The organism is Bacillus sp. A01H (assembly GCF_045277205.1).
GTDB lineage: Bacteria > Bacillota > Bacilli > Bacillales > Bacillaceae_G > Bacillus_A > Bacillus_A paranthracis.
Genome location: NZ_CP117702.1, coordinates 3,466,009 through 3,490,472, shown reverse-complemented (window position 1 = coordinate 3,490,472; position 24,464 = coordinate 3,466,009). Strand labels below are relative to the sequence as shown.

Below are 24,464 nucleotides of genomic sequence, written 5' to 3'. Positions count from 1 at the left end.
AAAGGGAATCCTTAAAAGTGGCAATACAACTTTAGAAAAGAGGGATTCCGATGCCGTTTTTAGGAAGTGTATATCAAATATTTGGATTGTATCCAGAAATTTATTATGGGATGATTTCAGCTGAAATTGCGGAGCAGCAAAGATTGGAACAAGCGGAAAGTGAAGAACAAGAAACAGAAGTGTAACTGTATAAGAAGCTTCAAAATAAAAATGATAACACGCTACTTACTCTTTAAACGTATAAGAGCAAGTAGCGTGTTTTTTTTGCTATTTAATAATCCCATTTTCTAAAATTTTAATCGTAGGTGTTACTTTCACGTTAGCTTTTGAAAAGACACTCGGCCAAGCGTCTTCAACTTTTTTCCATTCTTCATATTGAAACGCTCTCGCATAATCACCAAATCCGAATGGATCGAGTTGTTGTTTTTGAATTTTGTGGATTAAATTGTTCAAATCTTTGTTTAGTTGTTTTGTAATAAGAGAAGTTAATTTCTTCCTATCTTTATCTATATCCATATTGAATGTAAGTTCAGATACGGCAATTTTTAAATCCATTTTAACATTAAATTTGAAGTGGTTATCGTTATAGCCTGTACGGATATCACGATTCATGCTAAGAACGTTTATTGATACGAAATCTTCACCTTCTGTATCTTTTAGATGACTATTACTTTCAACTGAATGCGAAGGGATTTTCATTGTAAGTGAAACAGGTATATTAGCTTTTTTTTGCAACATGAGCAGAAGGGCACTTTCATAGCGATTTAAAGACATCTTATAAATTCCGCGAGAAGTTAAAAGTGCAGAGCCTGTAACGATAACATCTTTTTTTCCTTTTTTTATTTCTGAAATAGCAGGTGTTATACCTTTATTAAACGTTTGTCTATGAAATTCATGAAATGGTGTGAAAACTGTCCGATTGTATAATTTATTTGTATTAATTAAATCTGTTAAATACTCAGGAAGAGCAGGTTTATCTTTAAAGTTGTTATATATAACAGAAGAAATTGGCCCGTCTACTGCAACCATGCGCATGTTTCCGGTATTTTTAGGATCGCGGTACCAAACATCAAGGTAAGGCATAGCACCTTCTTGTTTTAAAAATTTCGTGCTAAATAAAATGAGCTGTAACTTTTCTGTAGACACTAAACCGCTACTTGAACTATTAAACGTTGCTTTTGCTTCTCGGGGTGTACGTACTTTCGCTTCATGAGTTTCGTACTTTTTCTCCACATCTTCATTAAAAATAGGGTTTACGTGGTACACAATTAATTTACCTTTTGCTTTTGCGTCAAAGCCGTAAATTAATGAAATCGATTGTTTTTCTAAGTCTAGACGATCTCCACAGCCTGTTAAAAAGGTTATGAGAAAGCAAAGTATAGTGAAATGAATAAAGCGCCTCATTTAAACTCTTCTCCTTTCCCAATACTGATATAGTGTCATGTATAAGAGAAATACGACTGGAAATAGAAAAACGATAAAATAACTGGCAGCTCCCCAAAATTCTCGCAACGCACTTATTTGGTAAGAGGAAGGGATATAAAAGAATAGAACGAAAATGCATCCGAATAATAAAATCCAAACAGGTAACGAACTCCCTTTTTTGTTAAGTAATTGATTGATTCCATCTGAAGCGGTAAAAATATAAGGAATGCACGAATCGAAAATAATGAAGAGGTAAAATGACAAAAAGATAATTTCAAACCGTTCCAGAAATGAAAAGTGAAATGGTGTAATAAGAGAAAGAGTCGGCCATAAAAACTTAGTTATACCATCTGGGCTAAAATAAACGAAAGAAACGAACGTAACTTGTAGGTAGACGAATAACGTAATCATATTTGCAAGAACGATGCCTTTTTTTGCAGCTGATTTGTTAGTTAGATAGGGATAAAGGACGAATGCAAACTCGAATCCGAGAGACGCAATGATAGTTGATTTCACTGTGGTTACAACTGGTAGCCATCCTTCCTTTAGAAAGGGAAGAAGATATATCCAATGACCATCTTTAAGAGGGATAAACAATAGTAATGGTATCCAGAGGGTAAAAAGCACAGTGAAAACGGCAAAGCGACTAATAATAAGTACACCTTTACATGCAAGCATAAGCATTGGAATAGAAAGCAAAATCATAATTAAAAACATTGGAGTTCTAGGTAAAATCCAAATGTGAATGACATATAAAAGAGAAAAGATTAAGGAGACCGCAGCAAGTATAGCGTATAAAATCCAAAGAAGCATAGCGAATTTTCCTAGCCACTTCCCAAGATAACGAGTCAGCACATCAAGTAAAGTATACCCAGGATGCTTTTCCATAATTTTTACAATACATAGACTGACTAAAGTAGTGATAGCGCATCCAATAATAATAGAAATCCATCCATCTGTATTCGCCCCTTGTGCAACTTCACGAGGAAGTGTAAGGACACCGAATCCTACTTGAACACCACTAATCGTTAAAATGTATTGAAATAAACTAATCTCCCTCTTTGCACGCTTTGTCACTTCTCTTCCTCCGTTCCTTCTATATCGCGTTGTCGATTCTCTTGTTTTAAGTTAAGGGATAGTGGGCGCTTCTTCATTATTTTCCATGGTAAACGTATAAGAATATCTTTTAAATCCGAAGCAAATAACGGAGAAAAAGGACTACCATAAGGAACACCGAGAGATTCCATAGAAAGTATATGAATAATAATGATTGCCATCCCAACCATAATGCCAATGACACCAAATAAAGAGGCAATTATCATCATTGGGAAGCGAAGAAGTCGAATTCCTGCAGACATTTCTAGATTAGGGATGATGAAAGAAGCGACTGCAGTAATAGATACGACGATAACCATGACATTACTTACTATTCCTGCTTGAACTGCAGCTTGTCCGATGACAATCCCTCCTACGACGCCAATGGTTTGTCCAACGGGACCCGGAAGCCGAACTGCAGCTTCGCGGAGCATTTCAAGTACTAATTCCATCAAAAGTGCTTCTAATATAGGAGGAAAAGGAATTTTAGCTCGAGATTCTCCAATCGTTAACAATAATTTAAGTGGAATCACTTCATAATGAAAGGAAATCATAGCAATATAAAGAGCAGGAGCAAAAATTGCAATAAATAATCCAGTGAAACGAAGTAATCGTATAAAAGATGGAATCATTGGTCTGAAGCTGTAATCATCTATCGTCTGAAAAAAAGCTGAAAAAGTCATTGGTCCTATTAATACGCCTGGTGAACGATCTACAACAACAGCAATTCGCCCATCTAGAATATGATGTGCTGTTGTGTCAGGACGTTCAGTTATTGATAATTGCGGAAAGAGAGTATAGGAATTATCTTCAACAAATCCTTCTAATTCTCCGGTAGTAAGAATCGCATCCACTTTTACTGATTCGATACGGGATGCCATTTCTTTTACGACATCTTCGTCCGCAACATCTGCTAGATAAAGCAAAAAAACCTTTGAAGTAGCTCGTTCACCAACAGTGAATTCCTTCACTTTCAATTCGCGATTTGGAATATATCGACGAATAAGTGCAAGGCTGTCGCTCGCTACTTCATTAAATCCTTCGTGTGAGCTTTTTATGGAGCTCTCTGTTGTAGGCTCTTCAATGCTCCTTTTTGGTGCCGCTTGCGTATCAAGCTCTAAAGCGGATAATTGCCCGTTTATAAATAAAATACTTTTGCCGTGTAAAAGAGATTGTTCAATGTCTGTCCACTGCTCAATCTTTTTAATATTTCCGATAGAAACAGAGGCTTCCCAAAAATCGTCTTCATTCCACTCTTTAAATAAGAGAGGACGAAGGATGTTTACGTTAATAACAGTTTTGTCTACAAGTCCTTCCATATATATAAGTGCAGCTTCCTGTCCGTTTTTTAATGGAAAATTGCGTGTTATTAATTCTGGAATACCGCTAAACAGTTTGGACAAGTGCTTTAAATTAAGGGAAAGGGAAGAAGAAATAGATTTATTTAATGTGTGATCAGCTTGCTCTTGGTTAGAAAAAGATTTTTCACCACGAATCCATTTATTAAAAGACCCCATTTGTTTGCTTACTCCTTGTTATGTTTTATCCCGATTGGTGAGGGCTGATTAAAGTTTCACTTTATATGGGTTATTATGGATAGTTCCATACGGACATATGCGTAGTTTAAATTTTATATTGTATATTTTTAACTTTAACGCTATAATTATAGTGTTAAAGATGGAATCGTGATATGACCTGTTATGACTCTATCGTTTTATTTATGAATAAATGGATTGGTATTTTAGCAAGATGTGCTAATAAACTACTCCACCATGATAATAACGTGCCGAAATGTGGTGCGTATATTTTCGTGGTGGAGTTTTTTTATTCTCAAAAAGGGGGAAAGACCATGAATAACAACATGGTTCATATTACAATTGACGGAAAAAAGTATACAGCGGAGCCCGGTTCAACGATATTGGGTGTGATAAATGAGAACGGGATTGAACATCCGCAAATTTGTTACGTGCCAGAAGTAGATCCTATTCAAACATGTGACACTTGTATTGTAGAAGTTGACGGAAAGTTAATGCGCTCTTGTTCGACAGTAGCGACAGAAGGTATGAACATTGAACGTAATTCTACTCGTGCGAAAGAAGCACAAACAGAGGCGATGGATCGGTTACTAGAAAATCATTTATTATACTGTACAGTATGTGACAACAACAATGGGAACTGTAAACTGCATAATACAGCAGAATTAATGGAAATTGAACATCAAAAATATCCTTATGAACCGAAAGTAGATGTAAGTGAAGTTGATATGACGCATCCGTTTTATCGTTATGACCCGAATCAATGTATTGCATGTGGTCAATGTGTAGAGGTGTGTCAAAACTTACAAGTAAATGAAACATTATCGATAGACTGGGAAGCGGAACGCCCACGAGTGATTTGGGATGAAGGAGTAAATATTAATGATTCTTCATGCGTTAGTTGTGGTCAATGTGTAACCATTTGTCCTTGTAACGCTTTAATGGAGAAAACGATGCTCGGTGAAGCTGGATTTATGACGGGATTAAATCCGGTGTCATATATACCAAGGGTTTTAGAGCCCTTGGTGGCACTTTGGTAACTTTTTTGCCAAATCGTCTTCTATAAAAGCGAGTGCTTCTGCTTGTTTTGACGGATATAAGTGACTATAAGTATTCAAAGTTGTTGCTACATCAGAATGACCTAGTCGTTGTGCTACTACAAGCGGACTTACACCTTTATTAATTAAATAAGATGCATGTGAATGTCTAAATTCATGAAGTAAAATTTTTTTAACTCCAGCAGTAGCTACATATTTTTTGTATCGTTCATCTAGCGTGGAGGTAGCAATACTATTATAAAACTCACCGAAAACAACATAATCGTTTTTTACTGGTGCTGTTAATGTAGCATGTTCTTTTAATTTCTTCAATAAATTAATGATAAGTGTAGGCAATAAGATGATTCTATTGGATGATTTTGTCTTTGGTTTTGTAACTTGACGATTGTATTCAGTTTTGTTGATGTTAATCGTTTTTCCTACAAAATCAACATCCGCCCATGTTAAAGCTAATAATTCACCTTTCCTAGCTCCGCTATAATAAAGTGTCGAAAAAAATGCATTGTAAAGTAGATCATCTACAGTATCGATGAATCTTTGAAATTCATCGAATTCCCAATAATTCATTCGTTTGTTTGATTCTAATTCAAAGTTTCCTGCAATACGTGCTGGATTGCTAGTCAATCCATAAAATTTTATCGCAAAATTGAATATAGCGGATAGTATAGTATGAATTTGCTTTAGAGTATCAGCGGAGTAGTTATTTAAGAGTTTATTTTGATAGTTCATTACATGTTTTGCGGTAATGGTATCAATTTTCATTTTACCAAATTCTTTTAGTAAATGATTATAAATTGCATTTTTTATGGCGTTAATCGAAGACTGTTTCCTTCTCTGACAATACCAATCAAAATAACTATCAGCAACTTGAGCAAATGTTAAGTTAGAGTTTGTTTCTTTTTCAACTAACATTTTAGCTTCAGCTTCACGTGCTTCTTTTTTTGTTTTAAACCCACGACGCTTTACTTGTTTTTGAGTACCATCAAACTGACGAACTCTGACTACGAAGAAATATGTTCCTCGTTCTTTATCTTTGTAGACTACCATAGAAAATCCTCCTGTATATATAAAGATTGATAATTCAATTTATTTATTAAATTATAGCTTGTTTGTTACCAAAAGAAAAGGCGCTCAACATAAACAGAGCGTCTTTCTTTAACTTGAGCCATTTAAGTTCAACTAACATATTACCAACATAAAAATGAAATTACCGTTTCTACTGAATTTAATATTATGAATATTTTAAAAGAGAGTTGAGTAGTAATAGTGAGGAATTTGGTTAGGGGCTCTAATCAAAAGGGCACCTTAGTAAAGGTGAAATAATAGTTACATACTAATGTTTGATGCATATTGAGAAATACCGACATTTGTTTTTTATAATATTGCAATTAATTTTCTAATTGGTTGGGCATATTTATTGAAAATCGGCTGACTTCTACATTATTTTTAATAGAATTAATAAACAATAAACCAATACTTGTTACAAACATAGAGTATGTGAAACTGCATTCAAATATTTGTAATCCTTTTCATTGAAGTTATATTGAGAAATAAATTTAAGGGTGGAATAGAATGTTAGTTCGTGCTAAAATCGGCATTGTATACAGTATATGGATTTATGTCAATAAAATAGACAGAATAGTAAAAATAAATATAAGTAAAAACATAAAGCTTGCAGAGCGTGTGTAAGAGGTACTCTCGTCAAAGCCTCTCACATCGTTCATCCTACTAACTTAGGATAAATACTTGCATCATACGAGTTTTTCGTTAGTGTAGCACATGCATAGTAACTTTAGAATGTGTCCTGAGTTGAGAAAATTAAGGTTGGGGGTTTTTATGTTACTGGATGGAGGGAAGATTACTTTGAAGCCGCTACATGTTGAAATTTGCGAATTAATTGACAATAGTCCAGAGCTAACGTATGCAAGTATTGCTGAGGCTATTGGAGTAAGTCCCCAATATATGTCTAAGTTTAAAAAAAGTGGGACAATTAGTTTTTGCAGTCTCTTGAGACTGTCTCAAGTATTAACGTTGCCTGGTGAAAACTACAAAACTACCATGCGTGACTTTTGCTTGAAAGTTGATACAACAGAACTAATCAAACAAAGTTTTGAGTATGCTTCAATTACTAGGGATATTGAATTGCTAAAACTTTTGATAGGAAAATATCGGAAAGATAAAGGAAGTATTCAAGAGTTTGTGGACGTTTATGAAATATTGTATCGATATATGCTAAGGCAAATTGATGGGGAATTACTGATTAAAGAAGTAAATAACTTACGTCAGCCTACAGATTGTTGTTTGCGAATATTAATTTGCATAATGAAATGCTATGGTTATTATTTTTGTAAAGATTTTCCGATGATGATTGGGCTTGGTAAAGAAGTAGAGCAGAGGTTGAAACAGTTAAGTGGTGGACGTAAGGATTTTATCCAACACTGCTATTTTTATAAGGTATACGAGGTATTAGCTCCTGTACATCTACGCTCAAATAACAGAGAAATGGCAAGAAAATATGCTTTTACTATTAAAAATACTAACGTTGGTATCAAAGCTGTTTCGGATGCAGCCTATATAATTGGCATGTCTTATTTACTTGAAGATAAGCAAAAATGTTTATCAATGCTAAAAGAAAGCTATGATTTATCTAAAGGGATAAATGATCAGGGCTACGAGAATGAGGCATTTTATAATCTGAAAATGGCAGAAATTTATTATGCTGCGGAAACAGACGGAACGGCTAGTGTATTGGCTGACGTTGACAAATATGCTCAAGTTTTCTATCAGAAAGAAAATGAAGACTTTATTGTGCTATTTAAGGCAATGCGAGATACGTCTAATGAAAGCTTACATAAATGTCTTCAGCAATTCTTTACTCAAGGTAATTACTTATTTTCCAGTTTAAGCGCAAAAGAATTATATAAGCGCGGGGAAGATTCTGCTATAATTAAGTGGATGATAGATTATAAACAAGAGGTGGGAGGAAATGAATTTGAAAAAGAGAATATTGATATTTTCAGTGATGTTGACTTTAATGATAATGCCGTTCGTCTCTAGTAAGGGATTAGATGGAAAGGGCTTGGATAAATACGTTAATTATATGGATGTTAGACCAGGCGGTTGATTTAAAAAGGAACCACTTAATGAATTTTAATTAAGTGGTTCCTTTTTTATTTGTCAATATATTTTGCTGAAAAAAAGTAATTTGTTTTTTGGTTAGTTTGAAGATTTCTATCAAAACTAATAATAAAATTATAGAAAAGGGGCAAATTTATAATGGTTGATAAATTATCTATGGAGGAGATTAGATAATATGAATACGTTAAACATTGAAAGGGTTCAAAACGAATGGGAAAATGTAGAAGGTAAAATTAAAAAGATGTTAATATTGGAGCAAATTTTCAGTGAAGATGAAGAGTTTATACATATGGTCAATAAAATTAAAACCATGATTAACAATCAATAATCATGGTTATTTTTCGTGTATTTTAATTAGGTCATCAATTAATTTTATAATATTTTGTTTTGTTTCTTGTGGCATATTGTCGAGACGTTTCATGAGATGAGCAGTTTCCGAATTTATTTTTTCTGTTTCAAGTGAAAGGTCGGTTTGCATACCAAGTAAATAGTCGACAGAGACACCTAAGACAGTAGCTATTTTATAGGTGTTTTCTCGTGAAGGGCTCTTTCTATTGGTTTCGTATAAGGAAATCGCAGACCTATTTACATTTAAAGCTTCCGCTAGTTCTTTTTGTGATATGTTCTTTTTCGTACGAATAGACTTTATACGCTCTCCTAACGTCACCATTACTAACACCCTCCGGTTAACTAAATTAAACTTTTCTACTGCTTATAATAACTAAAAAAGTATGACAAAGCAATGTTTTTTAAAGAACAAGACATAAAAAAGATAAAAAGGGTTTACAAAGAAATTGTATTTATTGTATGATGTTAACACAGGTAACAGATGGAGGATGAAAATGAAAAAATTTAATGGGAAGAAACTGTCTTTATTAAGAAAAAATAAGGGGTTTTCGCAGAGGGAATTGGCTCAATTATTAAACTGTAGTCATTCTTTAGTTAATTTAATGGAAAACGGAAAAATTCAGCCAACAACCTCAAAATTATTAGGGATTTCGGAAGTTTTTAAAGTTCCAATGGATGATTTATTCATCGATTTTTTTTAATTTATATGTTAACAGTGTTAACTTTATAGTGAATTGTGATTGAAAATTAATTTAATTAGAAAAGGAATGATGATTATGCACAAAAACTTATTTGTTGCTCGAAAAGAGCAACGCATGACACAAGAAACAATTGCAAATTTAATCAATATAGCCCCAAAAACATATTATTTAAAAGAACATGGGAAAAGTGACTTTACCTTAAAAGAAGCTCAGAAACTAGCAAAATACTTCAAAACAACAGTGGACGAGTTGTTTGCAAAATAACAAGAAAAGGGGAGAAACACGCATGAAAAACGGTAAAAGGCCAACTAAACGAGAGAAGGTACATATCAATTCATATAATTTAAATCCTGATAATTGGCTGATTTTTAAGAAGGTAGATGGCGAATTACATTTAGTGCATCGTCATACGAACTCAATACGAGTCATTCCAAGTGCATAGGGTGGACAAGCATTATTAAAGATGAGGAGGGTATTATATGGATCAATTAACAGTAGCAAACGAGTTAAACATCCTAGGACAACAATATATCGCGGGTTATCAGTTCACTGGAATTGAAGGGGGATTTGGCGCAGGTAAGAAAGCAATGTTAGTAAAAGAAATTGCTTTCATTCATGGGCAACCGTTAAAAGAAGTGAACAGAAGAATTAATGATAACAGAAAAAGATTTAAAGATGGAGTGGATATTATTGATTTAAAAGCGGGTGGGTTTGAGCCACTGAGTTTGCAAAACTTAGGATACAGCAGACAATCCGTAGCTAATTCAAATAACATTTACCTTCTCTCAGAACGAGGCTATGCAAAATTATTAAAAATCCTTGAAGATGATACAGCGTGGGAACTATATGATCAATTTGTTGATGGGTATTTTAATCTGAGAGCAAAGGAATATCAAAGAAAAGTGCCTACAGATCCCATGAGTATCTTAAAGCTTACTTTTGAAGCGCTAGAAGGGCAAAAACAAGAGCTACAGCACATCAAATCAGATGTCAAAGACTTAAGAGAAAATGCTCCGTTATTTGCTGTAGAATGCGATGAAATATCAAATGCAGTCAAGCGTCATGGCGTTGCGCTATTAGGTGGTAAACAGTCTAATGCATACCAGCATGCGGGGATTAGAGGTAAAGTCTACCGTGATATTTATAACCAACTGTATCGTGAATTTGGAGTAACAAGTCATAAAGCAATTAAACGAGGTCATTTAGAACTCGCAACAAAGATTGTTGGAGAGTATACGTTACCTATTGTGCTGAGTGAGAAAATTAATATAGTAAACTCTCAAATTAAGTTTTCTGAGATGTAGAGCAAGCCGAAAGGGGGAGATAACCATGATGGAAGAAAGTATTGTATCACTATGTATTGTTGGGTTTGGCATCTGTGGGCTTTTATTTGCTGTTTATGCTCTAGATAAACCAATTAAAGAATTTACAAAAGATGTGGAATGAATTTGAGGGGGAAAAGCGCTATGACGTTATCAGTTTTAAAGAAAGATGTAAAGAAAAAACAAATACTAGATGAATTCTTACAGCATTGTGAAAAGAAACAAGTAGAAGCGATTCAAAAGAATGGTTCATTGTTACTTTGCACTTGGATTAAAGAAGCACGATTGGCTCGACGGGAGCTTATAGCGCTATACCGTGAGAAAGAAAAACATGATAACCAACTTGAACAGGATCGTAAAAGTATTTTAGGGATTGTGGAACATTTAAGAAGTAGAGGCATCAATGCTTCAGCTGTAGAGAGGGTACATTGTATAGCAAACTATTATAACTAAAAACAAGAAAGGATGGTAAAAGAAAATGACAGCAGAAGAATTATTTGAAGAAAAGAAATATTTAGTGATTGCAGCAATCAAGCAACAATTTGGAAGTATCGCAAGAGCTGGACAGATTGCAGAAATAAACAATATGGATTTGGATGATTTAATTCAAGTTGGCTATCTGTATTTATGGGAGCATTGTGTGAATTATGATCCAGAGAGAGTAGATACATTCAATGCATACGTGATGAAAGGTATGAAATGGGCAATGAGTGATGAGCTTCACTTGAAAGGAACGTCTTTTAAGATAAGCAGACGAGTGAGTCATGAGGAAAGGAATAAAATGAATATTCATTCGATTGATTTGCATGGAGAGGATGAAACAGTGAACGAATTTTACGCAGTTTCTCCAATCAAGGTGGAAGAAGAAGTAATGTTAGCCATTGAGTTTGAAGAAGTAACAAGTGTGCTGGAAGAACAAGAAAAGTCAATTATTCTGCACGTCGGTGAAGGGTATACCACAGAAGAAATAGCTAGGAAATTAGAGATGAAAAAATCTACTGTTCAAACAAGAAAGACACGAGCATTTTTAAAGATGAATCCAGAGTATAAGCCACTGAAACAAAAATCCTTTTTCTTAGGGAGAAGAATGATAAAGAGAAACCACCAGTTGGGGCTGGTGATTTAATAGAAACATATATGTTGTTCATCATAACACATATTGTGGACGATATGCAAAAAAAGACCTGTTATAGCAGGTCAAAAGTCAGGGTATTTCGTGAAAGAATACAACTTATTCATCATTCTAACAGGAAAAAATGAAAAACGAAAGGTTGAAAATGAAAAATATTCAATCTTTAAGTTGAGAAATATCAAATACTCTGGCAGTAAAGATATATTGAAAAAATGTTAGATGGAGAAGGGTGACGAGAATGAATACCAATGTCATAAAAGTCGCAAGAATAAACCTTCAAGGTAACACTTTAGACCAAGGTTGGTTTAAGTACCTTACTTTAGAAAATGGCAAACCATATATGGTTGCAATTACAATACTTAGCGAGATTTTTTATTGGTATAAACCAACTGAAATAAAGGATGAAAGAACGAATGAAATTCAGTATAAACAAAAATTTAAAGCAGACAAACTTCAAAAAAGTTATCAACAATTGGCTGATTCATTTGGTTTTACCAAAAGACAAGTACAAGAAGCGTGCAAATACTTAGTAAAAAGAGAATTAATTGCAATTGAATTTCGTACGATCATAGTTAACGGGACGAGGCATAACAACGTTATGTATGTGGAACCAATTGTGAAAAACATCGAAAAAATTTCTATTTTATATCAAGAACCTATCACATCAGAAAGTGACACCCTCCCACATTCTAATGAGAGAGGCTCCCACACTAAAACGGAGGAGACTCCTACATTGAAACGTGGGACAAATACAAAGATTACTACAGAGATTACTACAAATAAAAAGACTTCTTGTCACAAGTTTGAAACTTGCGACATGGAGCATGCCAAATTGTTATTCCAGTTAATTTTAGAAACTAACCCAGAACATAAAGAACCGAACCTCGAGAAGTGGGCCAATGAATTCCGCTTAATTCGCGAAAGAGACAAGAAAACGAATCAACAAATTGTGTATCTCTTGGAATGGTCTCAGAATCATTCCTTTTGGAAAAAGAATATATTGTCACCTAGTAAGTTGAGAAAGCAATGGGACAGGCTAGTGATTGAAGCCAAAGAAGAACACGAGGTGAAGAAAAATGAGCAGATTCGCAAGCATAGCGGAAGTCATGGCAGATTTGCAAAAGAGGGCTATGAAAAACTGCCAGAACCAACAAGAAAGTGGAGAGAGCTTACAGACAAGGAACGAGAGGAATCACAACAAGAATATGAAAATAACATTGAATGGCTCGGAGAAGACGCTTAATGATACCTGTCCGTTATGCAGTGGAACGGGAATGATCTTAAATGGATGGACAGGTAGAATGTGTGATTGCCAAAAGAAACAATCTGAAATAGCAAGGTTGAAAAATGCAATGATACCAGAAGAATTTGAAGAAGCACGTTTTAAAAATTATATTCGTCATACCGATATGCAAAAGAAAATGTTTAACAGCATGATGGAATACTTAAAAAAGTTTAATGAAATCAGAGATACGAAGCGCAATAGTTTTGGATATATCGCTACCTATGGCGAAGCTAGATTAAAAGCTTTATCCATCAATGAACGAGTTGAAAAAATGAAACTTCACAACAATTACGGATTAGGTAAAACACATCTACAAATAGCAGCTGCTAGATGGATCATACAAAATGTTCAAACAGTAAATAAAGACATTGTAAATGCACAACCGAGAGGGTGCAGAGTGGTTTGTATAAGTGATGTCACTTTTATGACAGAGATTATGTCAGCAAAGCGTGATGATAAAAAAGAATACTTTGAAAAGCTCCATACAGTCGTAGATTATGCGGATGTATTGGTTTGGGATGATTTAGGTAAGAGTAAACATACAGAATCTCGTGAAGAAATGTATTACGAAATCATTAATGAGCGATATAAGCGTAAAGCGCCAATCATTTTTAGCTCAAATGAAGATGAATATACCTTACCTGAAAAAATCGGCTTTGCAGCTGCTGATAGATTGCTAGGGATGGCAAATGATTATTTGATTGAAGTTGAGGGAGAAAGCTATAGACGGTAAAAGAGAGAAGTGAATCATTTTGCGGGAATGGAGTTGAGAGCATGGAACAATTATCCTTTGAAGATATCGTAGGAAACATGGATTATACAGCACATAGTACGGCTGAGAAATTCCTCTCTAATCATTCATTAACACCTACCTATGCAGTAGAATTTTTTGATCAAGATAAAAAGCAGAAGTTACGTTGGTTTGAAGTCAATACAGAGGATGAAGCAAAAGAAAAGGCCGAAGAAAAATATGGGAGAATTCAAATTATAAAAGTATATGTGTCCAAGCGAACGTTGAAAGAAATTATGGAGCTGGACTAAGGGCGTTTTCATCCAGAGAGCACATGCATTTCCTAAAATGGACAAGCCAATGCAAAGGAGAACAGGCATAGATGAAAAGAGAAATAGACATGAAAACAAACGGCATCTACATTGTGGTGGATGGGAAAATCAACTTTGAAGAACCCCCAAAGAGCGGCTACGGACAGCAAGTCTTATATTGGGTAAAGGGAAAAGTGTCCCATACACAAACAACGATTACGAATAAGTTCAAATAAAATTTGAATTTTATTAAGAAATGGGTGATAAGAAATGAAATTATATAGCAACGTGTTAGACATTATTTATTGTCATACGCAAGAGCAAGCCGATGAACTATATGATTTTTATGTAAAGAAAGGACACACAGTCGGAGTTTCTACTGTAGAAATCGACACAGGAACGCTCGGGAAGTGTGTAGTTAAGAAAATAGATATCTATAAAAACTAAACAAAAGCATTATTTGAATACAAAGAGGGGGAAATAGAAAATGGAATACGTTGAAAAAGCAACTAAAGATATTAGGGAGAATTGGTTTGGAGATCATGTAGCTGAAATTCAAGGTGAAGAAGGATTACAGGTTATTTATTGGGGCAAGCCCGGAACAAATATGTATCGTACTAAATTTGTTCTTGCAGGATATAACGTATTTATTTCAGGTGATATTGGCGAAGCGGTGTATAACCTTACATGTCCAGCAACATTAGAAAATATTAAAGGATTCAATTTAGGGTGTTTCACTGAAAAGTTAACGGCTTTTTGTGAAGAACGTTGGAATTTCGATGAAGAAAAGGCAAAAAGGGAACTTGATGAATATTGGAAGGAATACGATATAAATGAAACAAGAGAAGACGGACGGGAAGTATATGATCGTATTATTTCAGCAATTGATGAGAGTTCATCTATGGAAGGTTACCATTTTTGGTTAAGTGATGTTTATCATAGCAGCTCACTAGATTCTGACGCTTTGGAAGACATTTGGAATTTCGGTAAAAGGTTGCCACGTCGTTTAATTAGTTACTGGTTAGGATTGCAAATGGTAATTGAACAATTAGAGAAAAGCAAACCAGCAGCAGTAGTGACTTTATAACAAAATAGTTATTTGGGAGAAAGGGCGGATGAAAAATGAATTATGTAGCATTTGATGTTTTGTTAGGAAAAGTATTAACAGAAATTAAGAAAGATGTTCCGGATGAGCTAACATTCTATACTTCCGATGGTGAAGTTTACAAAATGTACCACGAGCAAGAGTGCTGTGAGGGAGTTGGAATTGAAGAAATTATTGGAGATTTAGATGATCTTATCGGTTCACCTATAACTATGGCGGAAGAAGTTAATCAAGATGGACCAGATAACGATTGGGGAAGTAGTACATGGACGTTTTATAAATTAGCAACAATCAAGGGATATGTAACATTACGTTGGTTAGGTGAATCAAACGGATATTATTCTGAATCGGTTGATTTTGTGCAGCTAGAAAACGAAGATGAAATTTAAACAAAATTCTTATTTTGTAGAAAGGAAGAATGAATATGGCATCCGGTTGTATTTTAGGGGAATGTCCAATATGTGATGAATTAATTTTTGAAGATGAGATTGATTTTGACTAGTACAACAACATGGTTCATAGAAGGTGCCTTAATTTACGAAATCACAATAGCAAGACGATCCATCTCTTACACCAAGAAATACAAAGGCTTGAGAAAAGAATAAAAGAATTGGAAAAGCAGAATAAGAGCGGACAGATGACGCTATTTTAATAAAGTTATTATTTGATTGGAGGAGACAAAATGGGCTGGGAAAAAATAATTGAGCAAAAGGAAATGACAACAAAAGAAAAGTTACAACTGATATGTGACGCTAGTTTGGTACAAGCGAAATCCGTATTAGTTGAAGCGAACAGTTTTGCTTGGATGGTTCGAACTATTATGGAACTGAGTAAGGAGGAAGTTAAAAATGAAAGAGATTAAGTTCAAGGCTCATGATGGAGAAAAGTGGATTTTTAGTGAATGTGTATCAAGAGATGAAGAAGATGATTGGTGGATCTTAGATAACGAAAATGACAGTTGGCTTATGTGTACAGAACCAAAGCAGTGTACGGGTTTAATAGATAAGAACGGAAACGATATTTATCTTGGTGATTTTGTAAGGTGGATAAGAGTGATATATACGGATTGTAGTCGGGAAGAAATTGAAAGTACAGAAGTAATTGAAGGAACTATTGATTGGTTATATTCAGTTTTAACCCTTAGGACTGAGGAATTTGCTAGGTTATTGTTGCCACATTTAGTTGAAGATCAGAATGAGTTTGAAGTGATTGGAAATGGTTATGACAATCTAAAGACATTAAAAAACTAAACCAAATCTTTATTTTAGAGAAAGGAAGGATTCGAATGAAGGAAATTGAGGAATTAAAAGATCGTCTTAGAAATGAAATGGTAACTCGTATGGATGATTCGGATATAGTCGATATATTAACGGTTTTGCAAAGAGTGGAAGAAGAAATTGACGATTGGAAACAAAGTCATGATAAGGTTGCAAGGGTATTAGAGAAAAGCGAACGAGATCATAAAGAAACAATGGATTTGTTACATGATACCAGTAAAAAGGTGAGGGTAAAAACGAAAAACAAAATGGAAGGTGTCATACGGTGTTCCCAATACGAATGCGAGCAATTTAAAAGAAAAGTCAAAAAGTTAAAAGAAGAAAAGGATGAACTTTTAGAGCAATTGGCATCGTGTAGAGAGCGTTTGCTTCCGTTAATGGAAAATCACAATGATTATGAAGAATTGCTTGCTTTGACTGTATCCGATCCATTGCAAATATCATATTTGTGTGAACGTGTAGCAGCAGAGTTTAATGCATTGAATTAAATTCAAACAAAAACGCTATTTGGTATGTAAATGTAAGAGCACTTCGGGAAGTGCCCTTCTGTAATGACTATCCACTCTAAAAAGAAAGGATGCAATATATCATATGAAATTATGTAGGTTTAGTTGTGTGTATTTTGTATAAAAATTTCATTTTGTAGAAAAGAATGCATAAGAAAAAGCACCTTCGAACAGTGCTTTTTCCTGGAGTGTAATTTATGTCTCTGAAGATGAATCGTATCTTCAAAATAATATATGCTTTTTTAGAATTAAAGTTGCATGTACAAAAAAGAGCAGCTAGCAAAAGCTAACTACTCCATTACAAAAAGGTTCCGAGCTGCCAACACTGTTAAGAAAGCAGCTTATAGATAGTATGCACAAAGTTATGGTAATTATTCAAATGAATAAAGGACAGTTAGCAGAAACTAACTGTTCAACCCTTAAAGAAAGGGAGGAATTAATGGGTATATAAAAATTCCTCCAACTATAGTGTTAACGAAATATTGAGTTTTATTCAGGGGGTAGAGGGAAATGGTTCAAATTTGTCCGATGTGCAACAAGGAAACGGTTGATCCAAATAATGAAGAAATTGATGTGGATTTCTGTAATGAATGTGAAACGAAAATAATATTTGATGGTACAGGGCGTGAAGCTTGAAAAAATTTATTTCTTAACAAAATAATCCTTTGAATAGAAAGTGAGATTAGGAGAATGAATGAGGAAATGCAAGATCTTAAAAAACGAATGGAAGCAGCGGTAAATGAACCTGATAAGGATAAGCAAAGAGAAATGGTGCAACAAATTGTTGATAGTCCAGAAATGCTGCAATTTAAAGAAATGATTCAAAATGTATTTAATCGTATTTGTGAAATAATTACTGATTTTATAGAAACACTTTGTGAAGTATTGAAGCCAATAGTACGAGTGGTTAAAAAGTATCAACGTATTAATTCATTTAGAAGGCAACGAATTCAACATAAAGGGGGAATGATTCTGATGAATAATCATAAGAAAAAGAAATTAAAGAAACGTCTTGCTCGCCGTGCTAAAGAGGTTGATAAATATCAAGTCAATAACGCTTGGAGAAACATCTTTGTACAAGCTGGAATTATAAAATAACAATATTGGAGGAATAAAAATGAATGGTAAACAGTTTTTTGGAATGTATTTGGCTCTTTACTTAATCATCATGTTTGTGACCTTCAGTAATGCAAAAAGTTTTGTACAAGCTGGAATCATTATGGCACTTGTAATTTTGATTTCAGAAGTTGATCATAAATATGGATTTTATAAGGGAAGCAAGAAGGTTAAAAGCAAATAAATATAGTCCGGCTAGAAAACTAGAGGACACCAATTCATTAAAGCAGCAATTACAGCTGTTTTAGGAATAGGTGTCCTTTTTATTTTGAAAAGGGGAGATGGGAAAATGAAGGTGCTAAGAGATCAATTACGTGAGTGGAAAAAGCAATCAAAACAAGGAAAGAAGAAAAATAAGAAAAGAAAAAAAGAGAAGTTAAGTACGCGTGATATAGAGGATTTAATGGGGATTCATGGACCTCGTTATGAACGCAGACGTGGAGCGTTAAGACAAAAGTAATTTAAAAATAAAAAGGAGTGGTCTTACATGACTAAACAATTATCTTTCTTACCAAAAATTGATAGAGTAGCAACACAAGAGGAATTAGAAGGTGTGTTGGAAAGCGTGCGTATACATAGACAATTCGGGATGATGCGTAAAGAAATGAAAGTCACTCCTTCTTATGAAATACGTGAGCATGGTCCTACACATACAGTCGGAAAACCGTTAGAAGATGTTGCTATAGCAAATATTCAACAAAGTAAACGAGAAGAATGGCTGGAGAGAATGTCATTACGTATTGATCAGTTTCTAACTCGATTAGGAAACGGACGCGCAGGAACTATTCAAAGGGATATTATTTATAAACGTTATTTAGAAGAAGAGGACGTATGTGATTACATGGTTTACAACGAAATAGGGATGTCAGAGCGTACTTATCGACGTTGGAAGTCTAAAGCGTTTTATAAACTTGCTTTTGCACTTGGATTAGAAATTTACGAGACAGAAGAAACGGGAGGTAATGAATAATGAATTTTGTTCAACCAATACGTGATCCAGAGCAAATACAGCAGCTAAAAGATTATTTTAAGGAGAAGAGCTTACGTAATTACATTCTCTTCATTATGGGAATCAATACAGGCTTAAGAATCTCGGACATTTTGAAATTGAAGGTAGGAGATGTCAAAGGTAGTCATATATCTATGAGAGAAAAGAAGACAGGGAAACAGAAACGAATACAAATTACTGCAGCATTGAAAAGAGAGCTCAAATGGTTTATTGAAGAAAGAGAAGATAATGAGTACCTATTGAAAAGTAGACAAGGTAGAAATCGTCCAATCGGTCGTAGCATGGCATATAAGATATTAAGTGGAGCAGCGGCAGAGTTTGGATTAGATGAAATAGGAACGCATACACTGAGAAAGACGTACGGCTATCATATGTACATGCAAACAAAAAACATAGCATTACTCATGGAGATATTCAATCACTCGTCAGAGAAGGTCACGTTGCGTTATATAGGTGTAAACCAAGATGCAATGGATAAAGCAATGACTAGATTTAAAATCTAAGCATTGCTTTTTCTTTTTAAATCTATACAGTTACTCATAAATTTCATACTGTGTAACTCAAAAGGGAAAGTATAATTAAGTCAATGATATCAAGGGATTTGGCGAAGGGGTCAGTTACACACAATATAAGATATGGGTAAGTCATTAAGATAAAATACATAAGAGAAGAATATAAAAATAAGTGGCAGAGTCGTGACCGCTTTTTGGCAGGAAATGTGCCGGTTGTTTTTGAATCAACGTGATATATTTGTATTGTGAGAAGTGGCGGAAAACATTTCTCACAAAATTCCTGATAATGAAAATGGATCGTCATGACCGGTGGCGATGGTTGCAGATTGGATGAATAGTTGTTTCTTGATTTCATATTCAACTGCAATTTATGTTATTCAAGCGAAGAAGGGCTTTTGCTCTTCTTCCAGTTACTTAATATTGTTGATGCATATCAGCAGAACATCATTAGGTGATTGGAAGAAGTGTGAAACTTCACGTACCGTAATCAAAATACAAATTAATAACTTATTTCAAGCATCCATTTGGATGCTTTTTATTTTGGAGGAGGATGAATGATGGAAGGTAAAACAATGACATTTAAACCTTTAAAGCAATATAAGATTGATCCGAATAAAATCCAATCATTAGATGATGTAATTTCAATATTAAAAAATGTAACGATATATGTGAATGGTGAACAAGCATTAAAAGGTCTTGAGCATTTAATTGAAAAGGATGATGAGTAATGAAACTAACTAAACAAGAACAAGCTGTTGTAATTGGTACATTCATTTCAATGTTAGGACAGGACCTTGTAAATGAGCGTATCGATAAACAGAAGTTAGAAGGTGCAATCCCTATATTTAATGAGTTAGAAGATAACACAACACCAAAGCAAAAGAGAGAAGCAATGGTTAGTTTGCTTGGTAAGGCAATGGATGAATTCATTAATAGTAAGGAGTGAGGATAGATGAATGGAACGCTTGTAGAAAAAATTGTACATAAAGATGCGGTAGAGGTTCTATCTAAGTTTTCTACAAAGGAACTAATTGAAGCATTAAAGCTAAAAGAAGATGTGCAAATCACTGATACAAGTGAAGATGTATATCGTGTGCAATATGATTTAACCAAGGCAAAGAAGTATTGCTTATTAATTAATAACTGTGATGTTGAGTCAGTTCAAGGTATTTTGAGATTACAAGAAGCTGAGCGACAATTATATGCTGGTGGTTGTTGTGATTAAAGAATACAAGACCAAACAACAGAAGCGTAAGTTCTATGACAGTGGTGAATGGAAGAGTATACGAGAGCAAGTAAAGAAGCGTGATAACTATGAGTGCCAGGAATGCAAACGTAATGGAAGAGTACAAACAGACACGAATGAATACAGCGAGAGTGCGAAGCGTAAGAAGATACAACTCGTTGTCCATCATATAAAAGAACTTGAACATCATCCTGAGCTTGCATTAGAAATGGATAACTTAGAAACAGTCTGTGTGGATTGCCATAATAAAGAACACGGTAGAGTATTTGTTAAAAAGATAAACAAATGGGAACACGATGAAAAGTGGTAAAAAAGAATCAAATATAACACCCCCCCTTAAAAAATTTCATCAAAAATTGCTCTAAGGGGCACCGGAGGAGGGGGTTAACTGTCAGGTTTTTTTCGATTTTACGCACGTAAGGGGGGGTGGGTAGATGGCTGTTAGTATTGTGAGGTTAAAAGAACAGCTCATGAATAGCATTGATATTACAGATTTAGTCGAAGTTGAAAAGGTAGAAAGATATATTGATCTTGTAAAAGCATTTAGAAAAATAAATAGAACTATTAATAAAGAAGGCGAGTCCGTAACGATAAAAAACGGTTCTCAAGTTTTTGTTAAAGCCCACCCTCTTATAAGTGAGAGGAATAAAATTAACAGTTCATTAATTGCTTTAGGAAGAGATATAAAATTTATGCCTAAAGCAGGTGCTTCTAATTCGGGTTACAGTCAAAGTGATTTAATATGATTAGGCAAAAGTATGTAGATGAATATATTGAGCTTTATAGAAGTGGGAAAATAAAGTTCAACAAAGAAAGAGAACTGTTAATTGAATATCTAGAAAAATATATTTTGAACAGAGACGATTTGTATTTTGATGATGAAATGATTGAGAAGTGTATTCGCTTTGGGGAAAAGTGGTATTTTCCATTACAGTCATTTCAAAAATTCTTAATAGCATTCGTTTTCTTATTTTATAAGAACAATGACCGTGTTTTTTACCGGAAATTCTTGTGGATGTTAGGGCGTGGTGGTGGAAAAAACGGTTTAATATCCGTCATTACTCATTTTTTAATTAGTGAATTGCATGGTATTCCTAAATATAACATTTCAGTTGTTGCAAATAGTGAAGATCAAGCAAAGACAAGTCCTGATGAGGTGAAAGACACTGTTCGTAAATATGAAATTTTAAAGCAAGGATTTAAAGCAACAGAGACTCAAACTACTTCTAAGGTTACGAAAAGTATATTGAAGTACAGAACTTCAAATGGAGAAACAAAAGATGGTTTGCGTGATGGTGCCGTTGTGTTTGATGAAATACATCAATATGAAAGTAATAAAGATGTTCGTGTTCATATCAGTGGTTTGGGGAAAAAGAAAAATCCACGTGAGTTTTATATTGGTACAGATGGATATGTACGAGATGGATTTTTAGATAAGTTAAAAGAAAAAGCAATGAAGGTTTTAAATGGCGAAGCTCGTCCTAATGCAGTTTTTCCATTCATTTGTAAACTAAATGATGAAAGTCAAGTTGATGATATTGATAATTGGGAACTTGCTAATCCTATGTTGTCAAAGCCATTAAGCGAGTATGCAGAAGGTTTATTTGAAACGATAAAAGAAGAATATGAAGATTTAGAGGACGACCCTAGTAACAGAGAAGAGTTCATGACAAAGCGTATGAATTTACCTGTTACAGATTTAGAAAGGTCTGTCGCAAAGTGGGAAGAGATTGCAGCGACAGATCGGGAGATACCAGACTTACGTGGTCAAGAATGTATTGGTGCGCTCGATTATGCAATGATTCGTGATTTTGCAGCATGCGGATTGCTGTTTAGAGGTAATGGGGATTATATATGGAAGTCTCATTCGTATGCTAGAAAGGAATTCGTTGATAAATACTATAGTTATTCGAAAAAACAGGATGCTGAAATGGCTGGTAAGAAGAAGTTTGCACCAATCCGAGAATGGGAAGAGCAAGGTCTTCTGACAGTCGTAGAAGGAGAAACGATTGATCCTAATACTATAGTTGCTTGGTTTGTTGAAATGCGAAATTATTATAATATTAAGAAAATCATAATGGATAATTATCGTGCAGATTTGCTACGGACACTTTTTGAGGATGCTGGGTTTGAGGTTGAAGTCATTAGGAATCCGAAAGCTATTCATGGATTGCTCGCTCCTAGAATTGAAGTTGCATTTGCACATCGTCAGATTATTTTTGGTAATAATCCGTTAATGCGTTGGTATACCAATAATGTACTCGTTGTTATAAAAAAAGATGGAAATAAGATATATGAAAAGAAAGAGCCAGTTCGTAGAAAAACAGATGGATTCCAAGCGTTTGTGCATGCTATGTATCGAGCGGATGAGGTAAGAGAAAAAGATGTTGGTGCAGCATTGGACTTGCTGAATGCGTTGAAATTTTAAAAGGGGGTGGTGACAATTGGATGGTTAGGTTCAGTATTTAAAAGAAATAAGGAATTGGACTTCATGTTGGACTTGGACATAATTTATGATACAGCAAACAGGCTTCATATGAAACGATTGGCGATTGATACATGCGTATCATTTTTAGGAAGGACAATTAGTCAATCTGAATTTAGAGTAAGAAATGGTAAAGCATTTAAGAAGGATGAGCTTTATTATCGATTAAATGTAAGACCAAACAAGAATATGACCGCAAGTACCTTTTGGGAAAGGTTTGTTCGCAAACTTATTTATGATAATGAGTGTTTAGTCATACAAGCAGATGATGGTGATTTACTTATTGCAGATGGATTTCAACATAATGAGTATGCTGTGTTTGAAGATACTTTTACTGGTGTAAGGGTAAAAGATTATACATTTAAGAGAAGTTTTAAGCAAAGCGAAGTTATTCATTTGAAGTATCGTAATGATAAATTATCTCCACTTATTGATGGACTGTTTGCAGACTATGGTGATTTATTCGGTAGAATATTAAACTCTCAAAAACGTAAAAATCAAGTTCGCGGAACAGTTGATATGGAAATGACAGGTTCCAAAAACGAAGAGAACCTAGCGAAATTACAAAAGTTTATTGATGATATGTATCAGGCGTTTGGTAATAAGGATTTTGCTATCGTTCCGCAACAAAAGGGTATTAATTACAACGAGATATACAATGGTGTTGCGAATGGGCCAAGTGTGGATGAAATCAATAAAGTAACAAATGGTTTCTTAAATCAAGTAGCTATGGCAATTGGTATTCCTACAGCATTGATATATGGGGAAATGGCTGATGTAGAAAAACAAACAAAAAATTATATGCTTTTCACAGTAAGGCCATTATTAAAAAAGCTATCTGATGAAGCGAACGTTAAATTCTTTGAAATGAATGAATATCTTTTGGGACAAAAAATTGTGATTAAGGCAGTTTCCTATCAAAGTATATTTGATCTTGCGACAAGTATTGATAAACTCATTTCTTCAAGTGCATTTACAGGAAATGAGATTCGTTCAGAAGTAGATTATGAAGATTCTGATGATCCAAATCTAAATATCCATCATATTACGAAAAACTATACAAAATTAGATGAATCTGAGACCTGCGGTAGTATGTCAACTTAGAAATAACAAAGTTTAAAGTTGTCA

The 24,464-nt window shown here is 34.3% G+C and carries 37 protein-coding genes and 1 pseudogene; 33 read left to right on the top strand and 5 right to left on the bottom strand.

Annotated elements, in window-relative coordinates; all coding sequences use genetic code 11:
• Positions 1–50 precede the first annotated feature (50 nt).
• A complete protein-coding gene (locus tag PSR14_RS18450) occupies positions 51–185 on the top strand; it encodes a hypothetical protein (RefSeq protein WP_001116173.1) in 135 nt (44 codons plus the stop codon).
• A gap of 82 nt (positions 186–267) precedes the next feature.
• Here the strand turns inward: PSR14_RS18450 and gerSC are convergent, their stop codons facing one another.
• The 3 genes from gerSC to gerSA are packed head-to-tail and all read right to left on the bottom strand — an operon-like array spanning position 268 to position 4,037.
• A complete protein-coding gene (gerSC, locus tag PSR14_RS18445) occupies positions 268–1,404 on the bottom strand; it encodes a spore germination protein GerSC (RefSeq protein WP_001252192.1) in 1,137 nt (378 codons plus the stop codon).
• On the bottom strand, positions 1,405–2,502 hold the full coding sequence (locus PSR14_RS18440; RefSeq protein WP_000166500.1) for an endospore germination permease: 1,098 nt from the start codon (positions 2,500–2,502) through the stop codon (positions 1,405–1,407).
• Entirely contained in the window at positions 2,499–4,037 is a 1,539-nt protein-coding gene (gene gerSA / locus PSR14_RS18435) for a spore germination protein GerSA (RefSeq protein WP_046198274.1), read from the bottom strand. The genes PSR14_RS18440 and gerSA overlap by 4 nt, the downstream gene beginning before the upstream one ends.
• A gap of 332 nt (positions 4,038–4,369) precedes the next feature.
• Here gerSA and PSR14_RS18430 point away from each other — a divergent pair.
• Positions 4,370–5,089: pseudogene (locus tag PSR14_RS18430) on the top strand (2Fe-2S iron-sulfur cluster-binding protein); the annotation flags it as partial.
• Here PSR14_RS18430 and PSR14_RS18425 read toward each other — a convergent pair.
• Positions 5,069–6,160, bottom strand: coding sequence for a site-specific integrase (locus tag PSR14_RS18425; RefSeq protein ID WP_098487055.1), 1,092 nt, complete (start codon positions 6,158–6,160; stop codon positions 5,069–5,071). The pseudogene PSR14_RS18430 and the gene PSR14_RS18425 sit on opposite strands and share 21 nt — an antisense overlap.
• A gap of 789 nt (positions 6,161–6,949) precedes the next feature.
• Between PSR14_RS18425 and PSR14_RS18420 the strand changes: the two genes are divergently transcribed.
• Positions 6,950–8,170 (top strand): AimR family lysis-lysogeny pheromone receptor, encoded by a 1,221-nt coding sequence (locus tag PSR14_RS18420; protein ID WP_098487054.1) that lies wholly within the window; start codon positions 6,950–6,952, stop codon positions 8,168–8,170.
• 256 nt (positions 8,171–8,426) lie between these two features.
• The gene (locus PSR14_RS18415) at positions 8,427–8,579 is read left to right on the top strand and encodes a hypothetical protein (protein ID WP_113733196.1); all 153 of its coding nucleotides are present in this window, start codon (positions 8,427–8,429) and stop codon (positions 8,577–8,579) included.
• Positions 8,580–8,585: 6 nt separating this feature from the next.
• Here the strand turns inward: PSR14_RS18415 and PSR14_RS18410 are convergent, their stop codons facing one another.
• On the bottom strand, positions 8,586–8,921 hold the full coding sequence (locus tag PSR14_RS18410) for a helix-turn-helix domain-containing protein (protein ID WP_098487053.1): 336 nt from the start codon (positions 8,919–8,921) through the stop codon (positions 8,586–8,588).
• A 172-nt stretch (positions 8,922–9,093) separates the two neighbouring features.
• On the opposite strand from PSR14_RS18410, the gene PSR14_RS18405 reads away from it, so the two are divergent.
• The 29 genes from PSR14_RS18405 (at position 9,094) to PSR14_RS18265 (ending at position 24,440) form a co-directional block, all read left to right on the top strand.
• Positions 9,094–9,300 (top strand): helix-turn-helix domain-containing protein, encoded by a 207-nt coding sequence (locus tag PSR14_RS18405; protein ID WP_098487052.1) that lies wholly within the window; start codon positions 9,094–9,096, stop codon positions 9,298–9,300.
• Positions 9,301–9,375: 75 nt separating this feature from the next.
• Positions 9,376–9,564, top strand: a complete 189-nt coding sequence (locus PSR14_RS18400) for a helix-turn-helix transcriptional regulator (RefSeq protein ID WP_060852527.1) — start codon at positions 9,376–9,378, stop codon at positions 9,562–9,564.
• Between the two features lie 22 nt (positions 9,565–9,586).
• Positions 9,587–9,742, top strand: coding sequence for a DUF6906 family protein (locus PSR14_RS18395; RefSeq protein ID WP_171840947.1), 156 nt, complete (start codon positions 9,587–9,589; stop codon positions 9,740–9,742).
• A gap of 37 nt (positions 9,743–9,779) precedes the next feature.
• Positions 9,780–10,604: an ORF6C domain-containing protein gene (locus tag PSR14_RS18390; protein WP_098487051.1), complete on the top strand. Its 825-nt coding sequence runs from the start codon at positions 9,780–9,782 to the stop codon at positions 10,602–10,604.
• A 162-nt stretch (positions 10,605–10,766) separates the two neighbouring features.
• Positions 10,767–11,075 carry a hypothetical protein gene (locus tag PSR14_RS18385; protein WP_098487050.1) on the top strand — a complete coding sequence of 103 codons (309 nt, stop codon included), beginning with the start codon at positions 10,767–10,769 and terminating at the stop codon, positions 11,073–11,075.
• Positions 11,076–11,100: 25 nt separating this feature from the next.
• Positions 11,101–11,748, top strand: a complete 648-nt coding sequence (locus PSR14_RS18380) for a sigma-70 family RNA polymerase sigma factor (RefSeq protein WP_098487049.1) — start codon at positions 11,101–11,103, stop codon at positions 11,746–11,748.
• A gap of 244 nt (positions 11,749–11,992) precedes the next feature.
• Positions 11,993–12,997 (top strand): DNA replication protein DnaD, encoded by a 1,005-nt coding sequence (locus PSR14_RS18375; RefSeq protein WP_098487048.1) that lies wholly within the window; start codon positions 11,993–11,995, stop codon positions 12,995–12,997.
• The gene (locus PSR14_RS18370) at positions 12,960–13,772 is read left to right on the top strand and encodes a DnaA ATPase domain-containing protein (RefSeq protein WP_098487047.1); all 813 of its coding nucleotides are present in this window, start codon (positions 12,960–12,962) and stop codon (positions 13,770–13,772) included. The genes PSR14_RS18375 and PSR14_RS18370 overlap by 38 nt, the downstream gene beginning before the upstream one ends.
• A 41-nt stretch (positions 13,773–13,813) precedes the next feature.
• On the top strand, positions 13,814–14,080 hold the full coding sequence (locus PSR14_RS18365; RefSeq protein ID WP_098487046.1) for a hypothetical protein: 267 nt from the start codon (positions 13,814–13,816) through the stop codon (positions 14,078–14,080).
• A 71-nt stretch (positions 14,081–14,151) separates the two neighbouring features.
• Positions 14,152–14,316, top strand: coding sequence for a DUF3954 domain-containing protein (locus PSR14_RS18360; RefSeq protein ID WP_016098383.1), 165 nt, complete (start codon positions 14,152–14,154; stop codon positions 14,314–14,316).
• A gap of 34 nt (positions 14,317–14,350) precedes the next feature.
• Positions 14,351–14,527, top strand: coding sequence for a hypothetical protein (locus tag PSR14_RS18355; protein ID WP_257147355.1), 177 nt, complete (start codon positions 14,351–14,353; stop codon positions 14,525–14,527).
• A gap of 40 nt (positions 14,528–14,567) precedes the next feature.
• Positions 14,568–15,167: a hypothetical protein gene (locus PSR14_RS18350; protein WP_098487045.1), complete on the top strand. Its 600-nt coding sequence runs from the start codon at positions 14,568–14,570 to the stop codon at positions 15,165–15,167.
• Positions 15,168–15,202: 35 nt separating this feature from the next.
• Entirely contained in the window at positions 15,203–15,574 is a 372-nt protein-coding gene (locus PSR14_RS18345) for a hypothetical protein (protein WP_098487864.1), read from the top strand.
• Positions 15,575–15,867: 293 nt separating this feature from the next.
• Positions 15,868–16,047 (top strand): hypothetical protein, encoded by a 180-nt coding sequence (locus PSR14_RS18340; RefSeq protein ID WP_046648233.1) that lies wholly within the window; start codon positions 15,868–15,870, stop codon positions 16,045–16,047.
• Entirely contained in the window at positions 16,034–16,435 is a 402-nt protein-coding gene (locus PSR14_RS18335; protein WP_046648231.1) for a YopX family protein, read from the top strand. The genes PSR14_RS18340 and PSR14_RS18335 overlap by 14 nt, the downstream gene beginning before the upstream one ends.
• Positions 16,436–16,470: 35 nt before the next feature.
• Complete coding sequence (locus PSR14_RS18330; protein WP_239694356.1) at positions 16,471–16,950, top strand: hypothetical protein; 480 nt, start codon at positions 16,471–16,473, stop codon at positions 16,948–16,950.
• A 528-nt stretch (positions 16,951–17,478) separates the two neighbouring features.
• Positions 17,479–17,604: a hypothetical protein gene (locus PSR14_RS18325; RefSeq protein WP_257147407.1), complete on the top strand. Its 126-nt coding sequence runs from the start codon at positions 17,479–17,481 to the stop codon at positions 17,602–17,604.
• A 339-nt stretch (positions 17,605–17,943) separates the two neighbouring features.
• The gene (locus tag PSR14_RS18320; protein ID WP_098487827.1) at positions 17,944–18,066 is read left to right on the top strand and encodes a DUF3983 domain-containing protein; all 123 of its coding nucleotides are present in this window, start codon (positions 17,944–17,946) and stop codon (positions 18,064–18,066) included.
• A 19-nt stretch (positions 18,067–18,085) separates the two neighbouring features.
• Positions 18,086–18,268: a hypothetical protein gene (locus tag PSR14_RS18315; RefSeq protein ID WP_098487822.1), complete on the top strand. Its 183-nt coding sequence runs from the start codon at positions 18,086–18,088 to the stop codon at positions 18,266–18,268.
• 105 nt (positions 18,269–18,373) lie between these two features.
• A complete protein-coding gene (locus tag PSR14_RS18310; RefSeq protein WP_098487823.1) occupies positions 18,374–18,544 on the top strand; it encodes a hypothetical protein in 171 nt (56 codons plus the stop codon).
• A gap of 27 nt (positions 18,545–18,571) precedes the next feature.
• A complete protein-coding gene (locus PSR14_RS18305) occupies positions 18,572–19,054 on the top strand; it encodes an ArpU family phage packaging/lysis transcriptional regulator (RefSeq protein WP_098487824.1) in 483 nt (160 codons plus the stop codon).
• A complete protein-coding gene (locus tag PSR14_RS18300) occupies positions 19,054–19,596 on the top strand; it encodes a site-specific integrase (protein ID WP_071679576.1) in 543 nt (180 codons plus the stop codon). The genes PSR14_RS18305 and PSR14_RS18300 overlap by 1 nt, the downstream gene beginning before the upstream one ends.
• A gap of 566 nt (positions 19,597–20,162) precedes the next feature.
• Positions 20,163–20,333: a hypothetical protein gene (locus PSR14_RS18295; RefSeq protein WP_000398645.1), complete on the top strand. Its 171-nt coding sequence runs from the start codon at positions 20,163–20,165 to the stop codon at positions 20,331–20,333.
• Positions 20,333–20,551, top strand: a complete 219-nt coding sequence (locus tag PSR14_RS18290; protein WP_000778981.1) for a hypothetical protein — start codon at positions 20,333–20,335, stop codon at positions 20,549–20,551. Before PSR14_RS18295 ends, PSR14_RS18290 begins: the two co-directional genes overlap by 1 nt.
• A gap of 6 nt (positions 20,552–20,557) precedes the next feature.
• Positions 20,558–20,830, top strand: coding sequence for a hypothetical protein (locus PSR14_RS18285; RefSeq protein WP_001014577.1), 273 nt, complete (start codon positions 20,558–20,560; stop codon positions 20,828–20,830).
• Positions 20,826–21,161 carry an HNH endonuclease gene (locus PSR14_RS18280; protein ID WP_098487828.1) on the top strand — a complete coding sequence of 112 codons (336 nt, stop codon included), beginning with the start codon at positions 20,826–20,828 and terminating at the stop codon, positions 21,159–21,161. The genes PSR14_RS18285 and PSR14_RS18280 overlap by 5 nt, the downstream gene beginning before the upstream one ends.
• 124 nt (positions 21,162–21,285) lie before the next feature.
• The gene (locus PSR14_RS18275; RefSeq protein ID WP_098487825.1) at positions 21,286–21,597 is read left to right on the top strand and encodes a P27 family phage terminase small subunit; all 312 of its coding nucleotides are present in this window, start codon (positions 21,286–21,288) and stop codon (positions 21,595–21,597) included.
• Positions 21,594–23,279 (top strand): terminase TerL endonuclease subunit, encoded by a 1,686-nt coding sequence (locus tag PSR14_RS18270; protein WP_098487826.1) that lies wholly within the window; start codon positions 21,594–21,596, stop codon positions 23,277–23,279. The genes PSR14_RS18275 and PSR14_RS18270 overlap by 4 nt, the downstream gene beginning before the upstream one ends.
• A 6-nt stretch (positions 23,280–23,285) precedes the next feature.
• On the top strand, positions 23,286–24,440 hold the full coding sequence (locus tag PSR14_RS18265; protein WP_262727231.1) for a phage portal protein: 1,155 nt from the start codon (positions 23,286–23,288) through the stop codon (positions 24,438–24,440).
• The last annotated feature ends 24 nt before the right edge of the window (positions 24,441–24,464 follow it).

Excerpts from the sequence above, each read along its gene's own strand:
- PSR14_RS18410 (WP_098487053.1), bottom strand. The coding sequence starts at position 8,921 with ATGGTGACGTTAGGAGAGCGTATAAAGTCTATTCGTACGAAAAAGAAC.
- PSR14_RS18300 (WP_071679576.1), top strand. The coding sequence starts at position 19,054 with ATGAATTTTGTTCAACCAATACGTGATCCAGAGCAAATACAGCAGCTA.
- PSR14_RS18370 (WP_098487047.1), top strand. The coding sequence starts at position 12,960 with ATGAAAATAACATTGAATGGCTCGGAGAAGACGCTTAATGATACCTGT.
- PSR14_RS18420 (WP_098487054.1), top strand. The coding sequence starts at position 6,950 with ATGTTACTGGATGGAGGGAAGATTACTTTGAAGCCGCTACATGTTGAA.
- PSR14_RS18345 (WP_098487864.1), top strand. The coding sequence starts at position 15,203 with ATGAATTATGTAGCATTTGATGTTTTGTTAGGAAAAGTATTAACAGAA.
- gerSC (WP_001252192.1), bottom strand. The coding sequence starts at position 1,404 with ATGAGGCGCTTTATTCATTTCACTATACTTTGCTTTCTCATAACCTTT.
- PSR14_RS18390 (WP_098487051.1), top strand. The coding sequence starts at position 9,780 with ATGGATCAATTAACAGTAGCAAACGAGTTAAACATCCTAGGACAACAA.
- PSR14_RS18365 (WP_098487046.1), top strand. The coding sequence starts at position 13,814 with ATGGAACAATTATCCTTTGAAGATATCGTAGGAAACATGGATTATACA.
- gerSA (WP_046198274.1), bottom strand. The coding sequence starts at position 4,037 with ATGGGGTCTTTTAATAAATGGATTCGTGGTGAAAAATCTTTTTCTAAC.
- PSR14_RS18320 (WP_098487827.1), top strand. The coding sequence starts at position 17,944 with ATGAATAATCATAAGAAAAAGAAATTAAAGAAACGTCTTGCTCGCCGT.
- PSR14_RS18325 (WP_257147407.1), top strand. The coding sequence starts at position 17,479 with ATGGTTCAAATTTGTCCGATGTGCAACAAGGAAACGGTTGATCCAAAT.
- PSR14_RS18335 (WP_046648231.1), top strand. The coding sequence starts at position 16,034 with ATGAAAGAGATTAAGTTCAAGGCTCATGATGGAGAAAAGTGGATTTTT.
- PSR14_RS18305 (WP_098487824.1), top strand. The coding sequence starts at position 18,572 with ATGACTAAACAATTATCTTTCTTACCAAAAATTGATAGAGTAGCAACA.
- PSR14_RS18310 (WP_098487823.1), top strand. The coding sequence starts at position 18,374 with ATGAAGGTGCTAAGAGATCAATTACGTGAGTGGAAAAAGCAATCAAAA.
- PSR14_RS18355 (WP_257147355.1), top strand. The coding sequence starts at position 14,351 with ATGAAATTATATAGCAACGTGTTAGACATTATTTATTGTCATACGCAA.
- PSR14_RS18295 (WP_000398645.1), top strand. The coding sequence starts at position 20,163 with ATGGAAGGTAAAACAATGACATTTAAACCTTTAAAGCAATATAAGATT.
- PSR14_RS18375 (WP_098487048.1), top strand. The coding sequence starts at position 11,993 with ATGAATACCAATGTCATAAAAGTCGCAAGAATAAACCTTCAAGGTAAC.
- PSR14_RS18270 (WP_098487826.1), top strand. The coding sequence starts at position 21,594 with ATGATTAGGCAAAAGTATGTAGATGAATATATTGAGCTTTATAGAAGT.
- PSR14_RS18275 (WP_098487825.1), top strand. The coding sequence starts at position 21,286 with ATGGCTGTTAGTATTGTGAGGTTAAAAGAACAGCTCATGAATAGCATT.
- PSR14_RS18400 (WP_060852527.1), top strand. The coding sequence starts at position 9,376 with ATGCACAAAAACTTATTTGTTGCTCGAAAAGAGCAACGCATGACACAA.
- PSR14_RS18385 (WP_098487050.1), top strand. The coding sequence starts at position 10,767 with ATGACGTTATCAGTTTTAAAGAAAGATGTAAAGAAAAAACAAATACTA.
- PSR14_RS18395 (WP_171840947.1), top strand. The coding sequence starts at position 9,587 with ATGAAAAACGGTAAAAGGCCAACTAAACGAGAGAAGGTACATATCAAT.
- PSR14_RS18350 (WP_098487045.1), top strand. The coding sequence starts at position 14,568 with ATGGAATACGTTGAAAAAGCAACTAAAGATATTAGGGAGAATTGGTTT.
- PSR14_RS18450 (WP_001116173.1), top strand. The coding sequence starts at position 51 with ATGCCGTTTTTAGGAAGTGTATATCAAATATTTGGATTGTATCCAGAA.
- PSR14_RS18360 (WP_016098383.1), top strand. The coding sequence starts at position 14,152 with ATGAAAAGAGAAATAGACATGAAAACAAACGGCATCTACATTGTGGTG.
- PSR14_RS18405 (WP_098487052.1), top strand. The coding sequence starts at position 9,094 with ATGAAAAAATTTAATGGGAAGAAACTGTCTTTATTAAGAAAAAATAAG.
- PSR14_RS18425 (WP_098487055.1), bottom strand. The coding sequence starts at position 6,160 with ATGGTAGTCTACAAAGATAAAGAACGAGGAACATATTTCTTCGTAGTC.
- PSR14_RS18285 (WP_001014577.1), top strand. The coding sequence starts at position 20,558 with ATGAATGGAACGCTTGTAGAAAAAATTGTACATAAAGATGCGGTAGAG.
- PSR14_RS18290 (WP_000778981.1), top strand. The coding sequence starts at position 20,333 with ATGAAACTAACTAAACAAGAACAAGCTGTTGTAATTGGTACATTCATT.
- PSR14_RS18415 (WP_113733196.1), top strand. The coding sequence starts at position 8,427 with ATGAATACGTTAAACATTGAAAGGGTTCAAAACGAATGGGAAAATGTA.
- PSR14_RS18340 (WP_046648233.1), top strand. The coding sequence starts at position 15,868 with ATGGGCTGGGAAAAAATAATTGAGCAAAAGGAAATGACAACAAAAGAA.
- PSR14_RS18330 (WP_239694356.1), top strand. The coding sequence starts at position 16,471 with ATGAAGGAAATTGAGGAATTAAAAGATCGTCTTAGAAATGAAATGGTA.
- PSR14_RS18315 (WP_098487822.1), top strand. The coding sequence starts at position 18,086 with ATGAATGGTAAACAGTTTTTTGGAATGTATTTGGCTCTTTACTTAATC.
- PSR14_RS18380 (WP_098487049.1), top strand. The coding sequence starts at position 11,101 with ATGACAGCAGAAGAATTATTTGAAGAAAAGAAATATTTAGTGATTGCA.